Consider the following 15,194-nt stretch of genomic DNA (forward strand, 5'->3'; position numbering starts at 1 on the left):
AGGACGGCAAGGAGCGAGGGGTCGAGACGGCCGTGCATGCGCCTGCTCGGCAGGCGTCCAACCGATCCGGTCGGGTAATCCGTGAGGAAAGCGCCGGTGGAGAACCTGGAGAACCTTGCGAAAGGGGGTATCGCGCTGTCTGCCCAAGCAGCTTCCCCTCGTCGGCCAGAAGGGTCACCCGCATTCTCCTGGTGGCTCGGGCTGCCTGCCGGCAGCCTCTGCTGTGAGCGCGACCCTGGCGGACGCCGTGGAACGGATCGAGGGCCACCCCGCCGCCATGAACCTGCGGATCCTGTCGGCCACGGCCGAGTTCTCCAGCGAGCGGAACTCCACCCTTGTCTTCACCTGCCCAGGGAAATCCTGAGTGGTCGACATGCTCCGGGGCTCCGATGCCGCGCCAAGCGGTGCCTGTACCACATAGGCCAGAGCAGTCGTGCACTCCGCGACCGAGTCCGTGTCCCTCGAACACAGGTGATCGGTATGAACCCCTCGATGGACGACCGGCGCATCCTGGCAGAGATGGAGCGCCGCCTCTCCCAGGACGACCCCGAGCTGTTCGGGCTGATGGACGCGCTGAACCATCAGTTTCCTGACGGCCAGGCCGACAGGGATGTCCATGACGACGCAGACGCCCACGACGACGCCGATGACGACCTGCGCCTCGACCGGCGCTGGAAGGCCATCGTGGTGTTCGCCGTCGTGCTGGTGGCGGGACTGATCCTCACGGCGGTCCTCAACAGGTCGGCCTCGGCCGACGGCAATCAGGGACCACCGAACAGCCGGGCTCCGGCCGTATCCGTTCATACGCACGGCAGAAGGCTTCCGGGCCCGGGGGAGCACCCGGGCAGCGCCGACCGCAGGGCTGCTGGTGGCCGGCTTCGGCGTCGCGCCGTGCCCGCCGCTGCCCGGCTGCGACGCCCGTCGGAACCGCTGCCGTTCGGACGTTCGTGGCCACCGACATCGGCTCACCGCCTCCCTGTCTCCCCGGCACCTGCCCAGCATGAGTGATCCCACGCACACGGACGAGGCAAGGGCGCCGTCCGGTACCCCGGCCGGGCACACGGTCACCGTGTGGGCTGACCGGAACGGCCGGATCGCGGCTGAGCCCTGACCAGTGAGGAGACCCGGTGGCACGCGATCCCAGGAGGCGTGCTGAGCGCGTCAGGGGCGGGCGGGGCCGTGCTGGTTGTTGGCTGGGCGGCTCGCCATGGACTGGAGTGGCACCGCATGGCGCGGTGGGCTGCGGAGCGGGAGCGCATGAACACTCAGAAAGGAGGGAAGACAGACTCACCTGAACGGCCGGACAGGCGCTGACCCTTGGCCGGAACTCCGCTCGCACGGGCGGATGGACGGCGCCTGGACCGGTCCCGTCCCGTGCAGGGACGGGAGCCGGGACCGTCTGTCACCATGGATCTTGTGCGCCGAATCCGGGGAGTCGCAGCCACGGACGGGACCGAGCCGGCGAGGGGAGGGAAGATGACATGAGGCCGCAGAACCACCGTCTCACTGTGCTGTCGCTTCTGCCTTTCGTCATGATGGCCGCCGTCACGGTGGCCGATCTCGCTGTCGGTCCAGCGGTGGTCTTCCTTCCCTTGGTGTCGCTGGGACCCGCCTTCGCTCCGCTCGTGGGCAGCTGGCGGCGCACCGTGTGCGTCGGCGGGATCGCGCTGCTTCTGTGCGTCGGCCTGGGTTGGTACAACACCCTGCTCGACGGGTCACGTGGCTTGATGAGCATCGCCACGGTCCTCGGCGTGACCGCGGCCAGCCTCCTGGCCGTGTCCATGCGACAGCAGCGCGAAGCGGAACTGGACAACGTGCGCTCCATCGCCGAGGCCGCGCAGCGGGTGCTCCTCAAACCGGTACCGCGGCTGGCCGGGCGGGTGCGCGTGGCCGTCTGCTATATGTCCGCCGTCGCCGAGGCACGCATCGGAGGTGATCTCTACGAGGTCGTCACCTCGCCGCATGGGGTGCGGGTGATCGTGGGCGATGTGCAGGGCAAGGGACTGGAGGCGGTGGAGACCGCGGCCGTGGTCCTGGGCGCCTTCCGGGAAGCGGCTCCGGAGGAAGCCGACCTGGTAACCGTGGGGCACAGGCTGGAGCGGGCTGTCGATCGGCAGTCGGGTGCCGAGAAGTTCGTCACCGCCGTCCTCGCCGAGGTGAGGTCCGAGGAGGTCACCTTCCTCAATTTCGGACACCCGGCGCCCTTGCTGATCCGCGCGGACGGCACCACCCTCCTGCCCGAGCCCCCCTCCTACGCTCTCCCCCTCGGCCTGGGCGCTCACGGCGCGGAGCCGGCGGAGACGTTCCGCACCGACTTCCTCCCGGGCGACCAGCTCCTGCTCTACACCGATGGGATCACCGAAGCGCGCGACGCCGAAGGCCGCTTCCATCCGCTCGCGGAGCGCGTCCACCTGCTCGAGGAAGGCGACCCGGAGGCGGCGCTGGAGATGCTGCGCCAGGACCTGCTTCAGCACGTCAGCGGCCCGCTGCACGACGATGCGGCCCTGTTGGTGCTCCGGTACCGCTGACGCTTGCGGACTCTCGCCAACGTGTGCCGACTTTGCAGGTGGCGAGTCGCCCAGGGGTCAAGGCCCATACGGCGCCGCGTCCGCCCTGCCCATCGCCACCGCTTCCGCAGGCCGCTCCACCTGCTCGAACGGCTCCCATCGCTGCGGTGACTCTTCGACGGTCAGCCAGGCACGAGGGGCTGCAGTCACACGGTGTGGTGAGCCACGGCCCCGCGCCCTCCGACGCGGGCGCCCGCCGTCCGGCAGGGCGCGGCTGCGCTGCGCTGCGATCTCTGTGAGAGTCGATGCGAACGAGTCGACAGCCGTCCAGAACGACATGGCGATGGTGGGATACGGGAGGCGGGACACGTCGTGGCCGGTCCGATCAGACGCATGGCGGCTGCGGTCGCCTCCCCTCTGCGGGCGTTCCTGCACGCCGAGAGCGCGGGCGGCATCGTCCTCGTCATTGCCGCGGCGAGCGCGCTCGTGTGGGCGAACAGTCCTGCGGCGGACGGCTACGCCCAGTTCTGGCAGCAGAAGGTCACGCTTGGCGGCGGGCAGGCCAGGGTCTCCCACGACCTGCGGCACTGGGTCAACGACGGGCTGATGGTCCTGTTCTTCTTCGTCATCGGCCTGGAGATCAAGCGTGAACTGGTCGTGGGCGAGTTGCGTGACCGCCGCGCCGCCGCGCTGCCCGCCCTGGCCGCCGTCGGCGGCGTCGTGCTCCCGGCGCTGATGTTCGTGGCCGTGGTCGGCGGTGGGGAAGCAGGGCGTGGGTGGGGCATTCCGATGGCCACCGACATCGCCTTCGCCATGGGCGTCCTGGCCTTGCTGGGCCGTCGCGCCTCCACCGGGGCCAAGCTGTTCCTGCTCAGTGTCGCAATCGTCGACGACATCCTCGCGATCGCGGTCATCGCGGTCTTCTACACCGACCGAGTCAGGCCCGTATGGCTGGCCGGTGCGATGGCCGGACTGCTCGTCGCCGCCGGTATGCGCGGGCTCGGGGTGAACTCGCCGTGGGCATACGTGCCCGTCGGGGTGCTGATCTGGTTCGCCACCCTGGAATCCGGCGTGCACGCCACCCTGGCGGGAGTCGCCCTCGGTCTGCTCACCCCGGCCCGGCCTGTGGCCGGGCGCAACGTCCTGGATGACCTGGAGCGCTCCCTGCACCCGGTCAGCGCCTTCCTGGTCATCCCGATCTTCGCCCTCGCCAACGCCGGGGTCGACCTGCGCGGCGGAGCGCTCGGTGACCCCTTTGACCAGCCGCTGACCTGGGCGATCATCACCGGCCTCGTCGTAGGTAAGATCATCGGCATTGGTGGGCCGACCTACCTGGTGCATCGGCTGGGCGGGGCCGTCCTGCCGGCGGACATGCACAACCGCGAGATCCTCGGCGCCGCCGCGCTGGGGGGCATCGGATTCACCGTCTCGCTGTTCATCACCGATTTGGCTTTCACGGACGCCGCCCTGATCGGCCAGGCCAAGGTCGGTATCTTCGCTGGCTCCGCAGTCGCCGCCCTGATCGGAGTGGTGACACTTCTGACCGCCCCGGCGGGCACCGGCGCCAGAACCAAGTCGTGATCGCGCCTGCTCCGCGTCCGTACGCCGGTTCGACTTTCGCGAAGCCGGCGCGCACAGGCTGCTACAGCTCCGCCGCCGACCACGAGCGGGTCCCCTGTCGGGAAAGCCGCCCATGCGCAGCCGACGATGACTTGGGCCTGCCCGCTGCTCGTGGTCGTCCATGACCTGCGGGATGCGCGGTATTCGGCGGGGACGCCCAGCGGGGCACACCCGCTGATCCATGGCGGCGGGAAGGGACGGTCGTACCGGTGATGAGCGCGGACGCGGTTTCCGCGTGGCTGGGGGTCACCATGCCGTTGACGTTCCTGATCACCGGGCTGGTGGCCTGGTGGCCGCCGGACTGGCCGGCCGCCGCGTTGCTGCTGAGGGCTCTCCTGGCGCCGGCCGATCCGGTGCTCGCTGCAGAAGCGCGGGTGGGCGGGCCCACGGATGACGAACACGATGAGGACGAGGTGCGGTTCCCTCTCACCAGTGAGGCGGGCCTGAACGACGGACTCGCGTTTCCGCTGACGTACGCGTCCGTGGGGCTGACCGCCGCCGCGGGCAGCGGCTGGTCGGCCGAGTGGATCGGTCCATGACGTCACCGAAGCCGAGAGCCGGGGGCCTTGGACTTGGGTGGCAGAGGGAACAAGTTCGCGGCAGTACCGGCCACGACCAGGCCAGTGACGATAAGAGACCACGCGAAAGCGCGATGCCGAGAACCAGGGCCGCAGCAGCCAGGTCCAGCATGGACCAGGCCGACCCGTGCCGGTGCCCGGGACTCGGACGGGCGGGGCGGTCGTCGGACAACGCGTGAGTGAGCTGGGGATCCTCGACCCGCACCCGCTCAGCATTGCCCCACAGTGCCTCCTCCGACAGGGCGCGGACGATGCCTGTATCGAACCGGTCCACGGGAACTGCTGCGCAAACCACCCGGTTCCTCCTCATCCGGCAGCCGGCCGATGCCGTCATGCATACCGAGGCCGGTCCACCAGGACGTGCTGACGTGCCGGTTCCGATCGACAGCGGCCTGTTGGACCCGTACCTTCCACTCTGCACGCGAGCTATGGCAAGGGCATGCGGTGCTGACCGGCTTGCAGTGTGAGAGCGCATGGCGTCGCAGGACCACGCCTACCGCGTCACGAGTACGTGGGATGCCGCGCTCGATGAGACAGCCGCGCAGGTCGGGGAGGGACGTCCCGTGCTGCGTGAGGGGACAGGGGTCGGGCACGCGTCTTCGGAACCTCTGCGGCGACTCCTCTGGCGGGTGCCGGCGAGATCCGCAGGAAACCACAAGCCCTCAGCGAAATGCCGCCGCTTTCTTCCCGGAGCGGGCGCTGCGTGCTCCGTGGAACGTTGCTGCCGCACCCTCGCGCGGAACGATCGCTGTCGTGATCGCCGGATGCTCGGGGAACAGGGCCGCACGGCGGACTCCCCAGCCTCCGGCTGCCGACCGGGAGAATCGGCTCTCGAGCCGGGCGGCGAGGAAGCCCGCGCGATCCGTCGACGACGTCACCCGGACCCTGGCCGTGGTCGACGGCTTTCCGCCCGTCGCCGGCAAGCCGCCCTGGCGCCCTGCTCGGCGACAAGGAACACGACAGCACCCCGCCTGCCGGTGACGTCCCCGGCGGGTGCCCCCGACATCAAGGGCCTGGGCAAAATCCCCTACGTCGACGTTGCAGACGGCATCCACATCCTCACCGGCGCCGGGCAGGAACGACGCCTCGAATCCCGGTGCCGGACAGGGGCGCACTGGCGGGCGTCGTTTACGCCCCGCGCAAGGGCGTGGCCTGGTGCGACGTGTCAAGGGAAGCAGTGGGCCGGTCCGGGGTGACGGCCTGGCGCCGACTGCGGGGCCGGACCGTGGCCGGAGTCCGGCCGCGCCTGCATTGAGCCCTGCTGACCGGGATGCGTCGCGCCGACCTGCTGGAACCGGACGACTGCTCCATGGACGGATCGCACGTCCAGGCCCTCGAAGGGGGGATCACGTCGGTCCCTCTCTGATGAGGTGGTCGGGGGAGTGCCCGCCGCCCCGGCGGACCGCCGGTCGCCTGTGCGGGCGGCGGGAGTCCCGGATCAGTAGCCGTAGATCATCTTGTAGGCGACCTCGGGGAGGAACTGGCCGGCCGTGGAGCCGGTTCCGACACCGCAGTTGCCGTCGGACTCGCCCGGGGTCTTGATCCACAGGAGCATCTCGGCGCCTCCGCCCGTCCGGGTGGGCGTGCCGATGCGGCGGCCGGAGGGGTTGCACCACTGGCCGTTGGAGCCGTTGCCGTTGCGGCTGGTGTCCACGACGAACGGCTTGGTGTAGCCGTAGCGGGCGGCCAGTTCGTTGTTGACGGCGTTGCCGTAGGCGGTGTTCTCGGCGGTGGTGATGTAGTTGGAGACGTTGAGCGAGAAGCCGTGGGCCTGTCGGAGGCCGGCTTCGTGGAGGCGCCGGGCCATGGTCGCCGCGTCGGCCCAGCGCGGGTTGCCGGCGTCCATGTAGACCCAGGTGTTGGGGGCTTGGCGGTTGAACTCGGCGAGGGCACCGGTGAGCATGGCCTCGCGCTCGTCGATCTGGGCCTGGGTCATGCAGCCGTAGTCTCCGAGGGAGTCCGGCTCGAGGATGACGACGGCCGGGCGGGCCGCGATGCCTCCGGCGAACTGGGCGATCCAGCTGGCGTAGGCGGACGGCGAGGCGGCTCCGCCGGCGGAGTGCCCGCCGCAGTAGTCACGGTGGTAGATGTTGTAGGCGACGAGGACGGGCAGCTTGTCCTGGTGGTCCGCCGCTCCGGCGTAGGCACCTGTCGCGGTGCCGATGGTGCCGCTCCAGGAGCCGAACCAGCGGGCCATCGGTGTGCTGGCGATGGAGGCGTTGATCGCGGCGGCCCGGCCGTCGCCGGGATTGGCGGCCGCCCATCGCCTCGCGCTCGAGTCGGGGTCCACGTAGAACCCGTTGGTCATGGTGGTGGGGTCGGCCGCGTGGGCGGAGGGTGCGGCGGCTAACGCCAGCGGCAGAGCACAGAGCGCTGCCATCAGGGTGCGGAGTCTGCGGCTCAAGACAGTACCTCGGTTTCAGAGGAGGTGCGCTTTGGGAGCGCTCCCACTGGAAGCGGTCCCAATCGTGTGGGTGGGTGGTTGGGCTGTCAATAGTCGGCGCAGCATCTGGCCTTCACAGAGGGGCGCAGGTCCTGTAGGCCACTGTGCTGGAAGCGGTCCCATCTCATGCGTCCCTGAGCGCTCCCCGCCTGTGAAAGACTCACGAGCCATGGCAGAAGCAGCGCCGCGTCGGCATCCGACGCTCGACGAGGTGGCCGAACGCGCCGGTGTTTCCCGCTCCGTGGCCTCCCGCGCCCTCAACAGCGCCCCGCACGTCAGCCGCGCCAAGCGCGAGGCTGTCGAACGGGCCGTGCGGCAACTCGGTTACGTACCCAATCCGACCGCCCGCGCGCTGGCCACCCGTCAGACGGGAGCGGCCGCCCTGGTCGTCTCGGGGGAGGATCCGTCGATCTTCGCCGATCCGTTCTTCGCCCGGGTGATCGTGGGGGCGTCGGCCGCCCTGGACGAGGCGGACCTGCATCTGATGCTGTGCCTGGCCGCTTCCGACCGGGGCCGCAAGCGGGTCGGGGAGCTCCTGCGGTCCAGGGGCGCGGACGGTGTGATGCTGATGGCGCTGCGCGAGGACGATCCGCTGGCCCGGATGGCCGACGAGGCGCAGATGCCCGTCGTGTTCGGCGGGCGCCCGGTCGGTTCGATTCCCCGGTGGTACGTGGACGTGGACAACGTCGGCGGGGCGCGCGAGGCGACCGAGCATCTGGTCGCACTCGGCCGGAGGCGCGTGGCCGTGATCTGCGGGCGTCTGGACACCGAGGCCGGGCGCGCCCGGTACCGCGGCTACCGGGACGCCATGCTGGGCGCCGGTCTCGATCCGTTCCCGCCGCTGGAGGGGGACTTCACGGAGCGCAGCGGAGCCGCCGCCATGGCCGCGCTGCTGGCGGAACACCCCGACGTGGACGGAGTGTTCGCCGCCAACGACAACATGGCGGCGGGAGCGCTGCGCACCGTGCGGGAGGCCGGCCGACGAGTCCCCGCCGACGTCGCCGTGGTCGGCTTCGACGACCTGACGGTCGCCCAGGTCGCCGATCCGCCGCTCACCACCGTCCATCAGCCTGTGGAGGCTCTCGGACGGGAGATGGCGCGCATGCTCGTCGCGCTCGTCAACGGGCAGGACCCCACCCCGCTGATCCTCCCCACCCGCCTGACCGTCCGGGCCAGCGCCTGACTCCTCACCGTCCGGGAGGGGCGGGCCCCGGTCCGAACGGGTTGCTCCCGGACGCGGCGCGGGGCGTCCGGGAGCCGGCCGGGGTGGCCGAGGTCCAGCAGCGGAAGCGGCGACTGCCGTCCGGTCCGACGGCTCGGGTACTGGTTGCAGCCTGCCCCTTTTTTGCTGATGCCGGTCGCGGTGCCGGGTTCGTCAGGACGGTCGCGGCCGGCACGCTCAGGACGGATGCCCGGCGAGGACCGGGCTGTTTCAGCGGGCTCATGGTTCTCCTGGTCGGGGCGGGAGTCGGGCGGCGCGGTCGATGGATCGGTTCAGGGTGTGGACACCTCGAACCGCGTGACGCGGACCGCGCCGCCGAGGGCCTGAGTGGCGTGGTTGAAGAGGGCGAACCGGTAGCCCATGAAGAACCGCCAATCGTTGCCCATGGAGAAGGCGGGGCCGAGACGGGTGAAGGTGATGCCGTCGGTGCTGTAGGAGAAGGTCCCGGGGCGCGGTGCGCCAGGGCGGATGTCCGCATTCGCGCGCAGCCAGATGCGGCCGCCGGAGACGGGCGCGCTCGCGGTCTCGGTGCCGGTGCCGGTGGTGTTCCAGTTGCTGTCCATGGTCAGCCCGGTGACCATCACCACCCGTGTCGCACCGCCGTCGCGCTTGAGGCCGATCCAGGCGGAGGAGTCACGCAGCAGCGCGAGCCCGGCCCGGTCGCCGTCCCGCATCGCGGAGTGGTCGAGCTGGACCGTGGCGGTGGAGGTGGGGCCCTGGATGCGGTGCGTGAGGGTGTTGCGGGCCCAGTAGAGGTCGTGGGTGACGGTCGCGGTCCGCAGCGTCAGGCCGTTGCCGACCGACCACTTGGTGTTGTCGGGGTTGTGGTTCCACTCCCATCCCGGTTTCAGGGTCGTACCGTCGAAGGTGTCGACGCCGGTCATCGGGGTGACCTGGCGGGGCGGAGTGGGTACGGCCGGACTGGGGTACGTGGTGCCCCACGCGCCGTTGACGAGCTGTACGACGGGCCAGCCGTCCGCGGTCCAGGTGACCGGCGCCAGGGCGGGCATGCGGCCGCCGGGGTAGGCGTCGACGAAGGCCATGTAGTACCAGGCGCCGCTCTGCGTCCGCACCAGCCCGCCCTGGTGGGGGACGCCGCCGCCGGGGATCGGTCCGCGCAGGTCGAGGAGGACCTGCCGCATCGTGTACGGGCCGAAGGGGCCGCTCGAGGACTTGAGGATGTACTGGCCGTTCGCGGGGCGGGTCAGGAAGATGTAGTACTGCCCGCCGATCTTGTAGAACCGGGCGCCTTCCAAGGTGCCGACGCCGGACGGTGTCCTGAACACCTCCTGCGTACGGACCTGGTTGCGGCCGTCGGGCGAGAGCTGGGCCACGCTGATGGTGGTGTTGCCGTACGCCACGTAGAGGGTGTCGTCGGTGTCGACGAGCAGGCCGGCGTCGTAGTAGGGGGTGCTGATCGTCGTCAGCCTGTTCCACGGCCCCTCCACCGCGGTGGCGGTGTAGAGGTACGTCCGGGCGAAGTCGATCTGGCCGAGCCAGTAGAAGGTCCTGTTGCTGGGCCGGTAGGCCAGCGACGACGCCCAGATTCCCCTGACGTAGCCGCGGGCGCCGTTCAGGTCGTACTTGGCGCCGAAGTCGAGGACGGGTACCGAATGGCCGGCGATCTCCCAGTTCACCAGGTCGTACGACCGCAGAACGGGCGCGCCCGGCGAGTAGTGCATCGTCGAGGCCGAGGCGTAGTAGGTGTCGCCGACGCGAATGATGTCGATGTCCGCGAAGTCCTGCCAGACCACCGGGTTCGTGTACTGCGCCGCGGTCGCGAGGGCGGGCCCAGGGGGGAAGAGGGCGCCGGCGGCCAGGCCGGTGGCGGCCGCGAGCGTGCGGCGACGAGTGAGGGGTTGATGCGACCATGACAGATCCATGGAGGTGTTCACCTCGAGTTCATCGGTCGGAGTGGCTCTGTCGCATTCGAAATATCGAACATGGTGCGACTTGTCGAGCATTCTGGATGATAGGAGGTTGGCGTACCCCGTCAACCCTTCTCGCATGAGTCGCACCTCGCTTCGAAATGTTCGAAGCGCCTGGTGCGGAGTCGGTGCGCCCCGGCCTCGCTCTCTTGCTGATCATGCGACACATCCCGTTTCTCGAGGAGGTGTTGACATGACCGGTCGCCTCTCTAGTATCCGTGGGGCATCCGAAGTTTCCGAACGGCGATCGAAATTTCGAACTCTCTTCTCTCTTCTCCTCTCCTCTCTTTCTTCTCTTTCCTGCCGAAGGAGTCCCGGTGCCCAGACGATCAGGCGGACGACTGCTCCGCCTCCTCACGGCCGCCGCGCTGACGGTGACCGCGTCCGTGACGGCCTCAACGCAGTCCACCGCCACGGCCGCGCCGGGCAGTCCGGCGCTCACCCCACCGCTGGGGTGGAACAGCTGGAACAGCTTCGGGTGCGGAATCACCGAGGCCCAGGTCCGCCAGGCCGCCGACGCGATGGTGTCCTCCGGCATGCGGGACGCCGGCTACCGGTACGTGGTGGTCGACGACTGCTGGTTCGACCCGCAGCGTGACGCGCAGGGCAACCTGCGGGCCAACCCGACGAAGTTCCCGAGCGGGATGAAGGCCCTCGGGGACTACATCCACAGCAAGGGCCTGAAGTTCGGCATCTACCAGGTGCCGGGCGAGCGCACCTGCGCGCAGACCGTGGGCACTTACCCGGGCTCCACGGGCAGCAGGGGCCACGAGGTCCAGGACGCCGCCACGTTCGCCGCGTGGGGGGTCGACTACCTCAAGTACGACTGGTGTTCCTCGAGCGGCACGCGTGACGAGCAGGTCGCGCGGTTCAAGCTGATGCGTGATGCCCTGCGCGCCACCGGCCGGCCGATCGTCTACAGCATCAACCCCAACAGCTTCCACGCCATCACGGGGTCCACGTACGACTGGGGCGAGGTCGCCGACCTGTGGCGGACGACCGAGGACCTGCTCGACATCTGGCAGAACGGCAACACCAACAGCTACCCGATGGGCGTCGGCAACGTCCTGGACGTCAATGCGCCGCTGGCCGCACAGTCCGGCCCGGGGCACTGGAACGATCCCGACATGCTGGTCGTCGGCCGCCCCGGCCTGTCGCTGACCGAGTCCCGCTCCCACTTCGCCCTGTGGGCGCTGATGAGTGCCCCGCTGATGGCCGGCAACGACATCCGCACGATGTCCGCCGACGTCAGCGCGATCCTGCGCAACCCGCGCCTGCTGGCGGTGAACCAGGACTCCCAGGGCGCGGGCGGACGCAGGGTGCGCGACGACGGCAACATCGAGGTGTTCGCCAAGCCCCTGACGGACGGTTCGGTCGCGGTGGGGCTGTTCAACCGGGGCGAGAGCGCGACGACGGTCACCACGACGGCCGCCCAGATCGGCCTGAGCGGAGGACCGTTCACCCTCACCGACCTGTGGACCGGCGCCACGTCGAGCGCGTCCGGGCAGATCTCGGCGAGCGTCCCCGCGCACGGCGTCGCCGCGTACCGGGTGAGCGGCGGCAGCCCGCTGGCCGCCACCACCTCACGCCTGCGGGGCGACGCCTCCGGCCGCTGCGTGGACGTGGACAACGCCTCCACGGCCGCCGGCGCCGCGACTCTGCTGTGGGACTGCCACACGGCCGCCAACCAGCTGTGGACCACATGGGCGGGCGGCGAGATCCGCGTCTACGGCGACAAGTGCCTGGACGCCTACAACCAGGGCACCACCAACGGCACCCGTGTCATCACCTGGCCCTGCAACGGCCAGAACAACCAGAAGTGGACCGTCGGCTCCGACGGCTCGATCCGCAACGTCCGCTCCGGACTGTGCCTCGACGCCAACGGGGCCGGCACCGCCAACGGGACCCCGCTGGTGCTGTGGACCTGCAACGGCCAGGCCAACCAGAAGTGGACCCGCGCGTGAGCGACACGGCACCGGGTCATGGCCGGAGCGACAACACCCCGGCCACGGCCTCCCGCACGGCTGCCGCATCCGCCGGCCCGGCCGCCCCCGGCTCCGGCTGTGGCGGGACCCCGGACGTCGGTACATCGGCTTCCGGGCCGGCCACCCACACCGGCGGCACCCTCCCGCCGAGCACCCGCACCCTGCGCGGCACCGCCTGCGGCTGAGCGCCGTGCCCGCCCGGGAGATCTCCGGGCGGGCACGGTCCCGGCCTTGGCAGGGTCTGTCTGTACGATGCTCGGGCGTCTTGCCTCACGTACCCGGCCGACAACGGGGTGCCGGATCACCTGCTCGCCAGGTGGGCCGGGCACACCAACGTGAAGACGACGAAGAAGTGGTACGTGAAGCCGGACGCGGCGGACCTGCTTCCAGCGGCGGAGGCATGGGGAGGTCTCGCAGGGGCGTGTGACAGATCGTGACAGATGAAGGTGTGAACCCGTGACCGAAGCCAAGATCGAGACGCTGCAATACCGCTTTGACGGGCCGGAACACCTCCCCGTGCTGATCTTGGGACCGTCCCTCGGTACCACATGGCACAGGTTGTAGAGACCGTCCAGGTACGTCTATGCCAGTCCAGTGAGGGCATGGAATTGCAGGTCAGAGCCTCTTGGTCCGGGTGGGTCTGACCAGTTGGTGATGGCTGTGTGATACGTGGGTGATACGGCGAGACCCACCGAGGTCCGTCCGGGCGGGATCTCTGCGCGGATCCGTGAGCGGCGAAGCCGCACCGGAGCACTCCGGTGCGGCTTCGTCATGAGGTCGAACGCGCTGGCGCACAGGACACGTTCGGCTCGTCACTCAGTCAGGTTCCTGCGTTGCTTGTGGGGACGACGGATTTGCGATCGCATCCGCTGTCAACATTGCAGCCGTGAGACGACGGAACCCCGCGGGGAGGCAGGGCGGGGCTGACGCCAGAAAAGTCTCGTGTCAGGGACCATTGAAGCTCCGCCGTGGCTGGGACCACCGACCCACCCGGAGTTTCAGTGCCCCGTCACCGTGGTGAGGGGGTCGTGCTCAGGCGCGCAACTCTCGCAGGAGCCGTAGGTGGCCCAGGCAGGGAAGGGATCGGAAGCGGGCAGAGCTACGCCTTCCTGCATGAGGCAGCCGTTCTGGTCGGCCCGCAGCAGCTCCGCGTCCATCTGGGTGCCGATGAAGACGAGTTCCTGCGCGTAAGCGCTGGCGGTGTCACGAGCAGAGGAAGGCTCGAAGCGAGCCACCGAACCGGCCTGCGGCCACAGTCCCGTCATCCAGGGCCGGCTGGCGAGGGTGAAGAAGCCCTCGGACCTGAGGACCTGCCCGAAGGCGCCGCTGCCCGGTGTCTCCGTCACCAACGTCCAAACCGGTCCGGGGTGCAAGGACCTTCCGGATCAGAGGACGGCCGAGGAGATGGCGTACTGAACGAAGTTTCGAAGGAGGGCGTGAACACCGTGTCGCCGGGCACAAGGGCTATCGCACCAAGGTCCTGGCATTCGGAGCTGGTCGGGATCTACCCACCAAGGGGCGAACTCAGGCCCTTGTGAAGCTCATACGCACACGCGCTTGAGCCGGAATTGACGATGGGGTTTAAAATGATCATTCTTGGGCTTATTCTGCTGATCATCGGCCTGCTTGTCGGCATGGGTCTGCTGACGACGATCGGTGGCATCCTCATTCTGGTTGGCGCCATCCTGTGGATCCTGGGTGCGACCGGTCGCGCGGTCGGTGGACGCAAGCACTTCTTTTAGAGTCAGGGCGCCTCACCAACTCTCTGTGGCGAGTGACGTGTCCATGACTCCCTCCGCGTCGGAAAGTCCACACCGTGAGGAGCTTCTGGGCCACTCGAGGCCGGGACGAGGTGAGAGCCCGGCCAGAGAGACAGTTGGGAATCCCGTGGGCGGGGCCATGCGCCGACCCCACCCTGTCTCGTTGGCGATGAGTTTGCCCTGAGCCGGGCCCTGCCCGCCGGTCGTCGAGCGCAGAGCCTGGCTGCGGGGTGAGGCGGATGCTGCCGCTTTGGTCAGGAAGTGACGGGCGTGCTGCATCGGTGCCCAGAGTGCCCGCCCGATCAAGCTGAACCCCGTGCAGGAGCGCCTGGGGCGCAGGGTGGAACGGGCTCCGGACCACGGTGCGCTCGGGCCCGTCCAGGAGGAGCGCGTTGTGCACGACGCCGATGCCGCTCTGCACGTCGTCGGGGGTGTGCCCCGGGAAAGCATCCCAGGAGGCGGTTGCGGTGAGATAGCCGACGCCGGTCCAGGCGTGCAAATGGTGCCGTAGCGGGGTTCGGAGACAGCTTCGTCCAGCGCGGGGCCGAGCACGGCCATCGTGCTCGGATGCGCGATGAGGTTCATGCCGAGGATGCCGGCGAACTCCTCGTTCGTGGTGCGGACCGGCTCGGCGAGGAACTGGCGCGGGTCACCGGGAAGTTTCAGCACGGCGAGGACGGGGGCGAAGTGCTCCGTGGTCAGAGCTGGTCCGGGTTCCGCCGGGGCGAGACCTGTGATCAGAGCTTCTGGGGGGGCGATGTGCTCGGCCTGGTAGCGCAGGTCCGCCTCGGACCAGCCGCCCGGCAGCACGATCGTGGGGGAGACCCCGCCCAGTTCGCTCGTGGCCGGCTTATCGAGCAGCGGTGTGCCCGCCTTCTTGCGGCCGACGCCTCGGTACCCGTACCGAAGAGGGTCGGCGGAAGGTGAACACCTGATCGAGACCCAAAGACGCGGGTGAGGTAGTGACCGAGTCCGGTCAGGCTGAGGGAACAGCCGGCGGCTCAGCGCGGTGTAAGCGGTCACGAGGGACGGTGATGCCCGTGGAGTCGCAGGAGGAGACACCGCCGAGTGGCACTGTCCCGAGCTGGGGAATGGGATCAGTCGAAGCAGCCTGGTTGTCACAGGCGAGGCATCTGACTTGTCACATACGT

Annotated in this window: 11 protein-coding genes and 2 pseudogenes; 10 read left to right on the forward strand and 3 right to left on the reverse strand. The window is 69.4% G+C overall.

Annotation, left to right across the window (positions count from 1 at the left end):
• The first annotated feature begins 223 nt into the window (after nucleotides 1-223).
• The 6 genes and pseudogenes from ACF07S_RS17615 to ACF07S_RS17640 form a co-directional block, all read left to right on the forward strand.
• The gene (locus ACF07S_RS17615) at nucleotides 224-364 is read left to right on the forward strand and encodes a hypothetical protein (RefSeq protein WP_391974535.1); all 141 of its coding nucleotides are present in this window, start codon (nucleotides 224-226) and stop codon (nucleotides 362-364) included.
• 116 nt (nucleotides 365-480) lie between these two features.
• Nucleotides 481-1,008: a DUF3040 domain-containing protein gene (locus ACF07S_RS17620; protein WP_391974536.1), complete on the forward strand. Its 528-nt coding sequence runs from the start codon at nucleotides 481-483 to the stop codon at nucleotides 1,006-1,008.
• 473 nt (nucleotides 1,009-1,481) lie between these two features.
• Nucleotides 1,482-2,528, forward strand: coding sequence for a PP2C family protein-serine/threonine phosphatase (locus ACF07S_RS17625; RefSeq protein WP_391974537.1), 1,047 nt, complete (start codon nucleotides 1,482-1,484; stop codon nucleotides 2,526-2,528).
• A gap of 372 nt (nucleotides 2,529-2,900) precedes the next feature.
• A complete protein-coding gene (gene nhaA, locus ACF07S_RS17630; RefSeq protein WP_391974538.1) occupies nucleotides 2,901-4,088 on the forward strand; it encodes a Na+/H+ antiporter NhaA in 1,188 nt (395 codons plus the stop codon).
• Between the two features lie 272 nt (nucleotides 4,089-4,360).
• Nucleotides 4,361-4,660, forward strand: a pseudogene (locus ACF07S_RS17635) (sodium:proton antiporter); the annotation flags it as partial.
• A gap of 1,087 nt (nucleotides 4,661-5,747) precedes the next feature.
• Nucleotides 5,748-6,067: pseudogene (locus ACF07S_RS17640) on the forward strand (IS5/IS1182 family transposase); the annotation flags it as partial.
• Between the two features lie 76 nt (nucleotides 6,068-6,143).
• Here the strand turns inward: ACF07S_RS17640 and ACF07S_RS17645 are convergent.
• Entirely contained in the window at nucleotides 6,144-7,109 is a 966-nt protein-coding gene (locus ACF07S_RS17645) for a glycoside hydrolase family 6 protein (RefSeq protein WP_391964988.1), read from the reverse strand.
• A 208-nt stretch (nucleotides 7,110-7,317) separates the two neighbouring features.
• On the opposite strand from ACF07S_RS17645, the gene ACF07S_RS17650 reads away from it, so the two are divergent.
• The gene (locus ACF07S_RS17650; protein ID WP_391974539.1) at nucleotides 7,318-8,331 is read left to right on the forward strand and encodes a LacI family DNA-binding transcriptional regulator; all 1,014 of its coding nucleotides are present in this window, start codon (nucleotides 7,318-7,320) and stop codon (nucleotides 8,329-8,331) included.
• A gap of 311 nt (nucleotides 8,332-8,642) precedes the next feature.
• On the opposite strand, the gene ACF07S_RS17655 is transcribed toward ACF07S_RS17650, so the two are convergent.
• Nucleotides 8,643-10,253, reverse strand: coding sequence for a glycoside hydrolase 43 family protein (locus tag ACF07S_RS17655; RefSeq protein WP_391974540.1), 1,611 nt, complete (start codon nucleotides 10,251-10,253; stop codon nucleotides 8,643-8,645).
• A 362-nt stretch (nucleotides 10,254-10,615) separates the two neighbouring features.
• Here ACF07S_RS17655 and ACF07S_RS17660 point away from each other — a divergent pair, with 362 nt between their 5' ends.
• Nucleotides 10,616-12,262 carry a glycoside hydrolase family 27 protein gene (locus ACF07S_RS17660; protein WP_391964991.1) on the forward strand — a complete coding sequence of 549 codons (1,647 nt, stop codon included), beginning with the start codon at nucleotides 10,616-10,618 and terminating at the stop codon, nucleotides 12,260-12,262.
• Between the two features lie 1,019 nt (nucleotides 12,263-13,281).
• On the opposite strand, the gene ACF07S_RS17665 is transcribed toward ACF07S_RS17660, so the two are convergent.
• Nucleotides 13,282-13,656: a GTP-binding protein gene (locus ACF07S_RS17665; RefSeq protein ID WP_391964992.1), complete on the reverse strand. Its 375-nt coding sequence runs from the start codon at nucleotides 13,654-13,656 to the stop codon at nucleotides 13,282-13,284.
• A 213-nt stretch (nucleotides 13,657-13,869) separates the two neighbouring features.
• On the opposite strand from ACF07S_RS17665, the gene ACF07S_RS17670 reads away from it, so the two are divergent.
• On the forward strand, nucleotides 13,870-14,025 hold the full coding sequence (locus ACF07S_RS17670) for a hypothetical protein (protein WP_010059700.1): 156 nt from the start codon (nucleotides 13,870-13,872) through the stop codon (nucleotides 14,023-14,025).
• Between the two features lie 585 nt (nucleotides 14,026-14,610).
• Nucleotides 14,611-14,970, forward strand: a complete 360-nt coding sequence (locus tag ACF07S_RS17675) for a hypothetical protein (RefSeq protein ID WP_391974541.1) — start codon at nucleotides 14,611-14,613, stop codon at nucleotides 14,968-14,970.
• The last annotated feature ends 224 nt before the right edge of the window (nucleotides 14,971-15,194 follow it).

The organism is Streptomyces sp. NPDC016640, assembly GCF_043076215.1.
GTDB lineage: Bacteria > Actinomycetota > Actinomycetes > Streptomycetales > Streptomycetaceae > Streptomyces.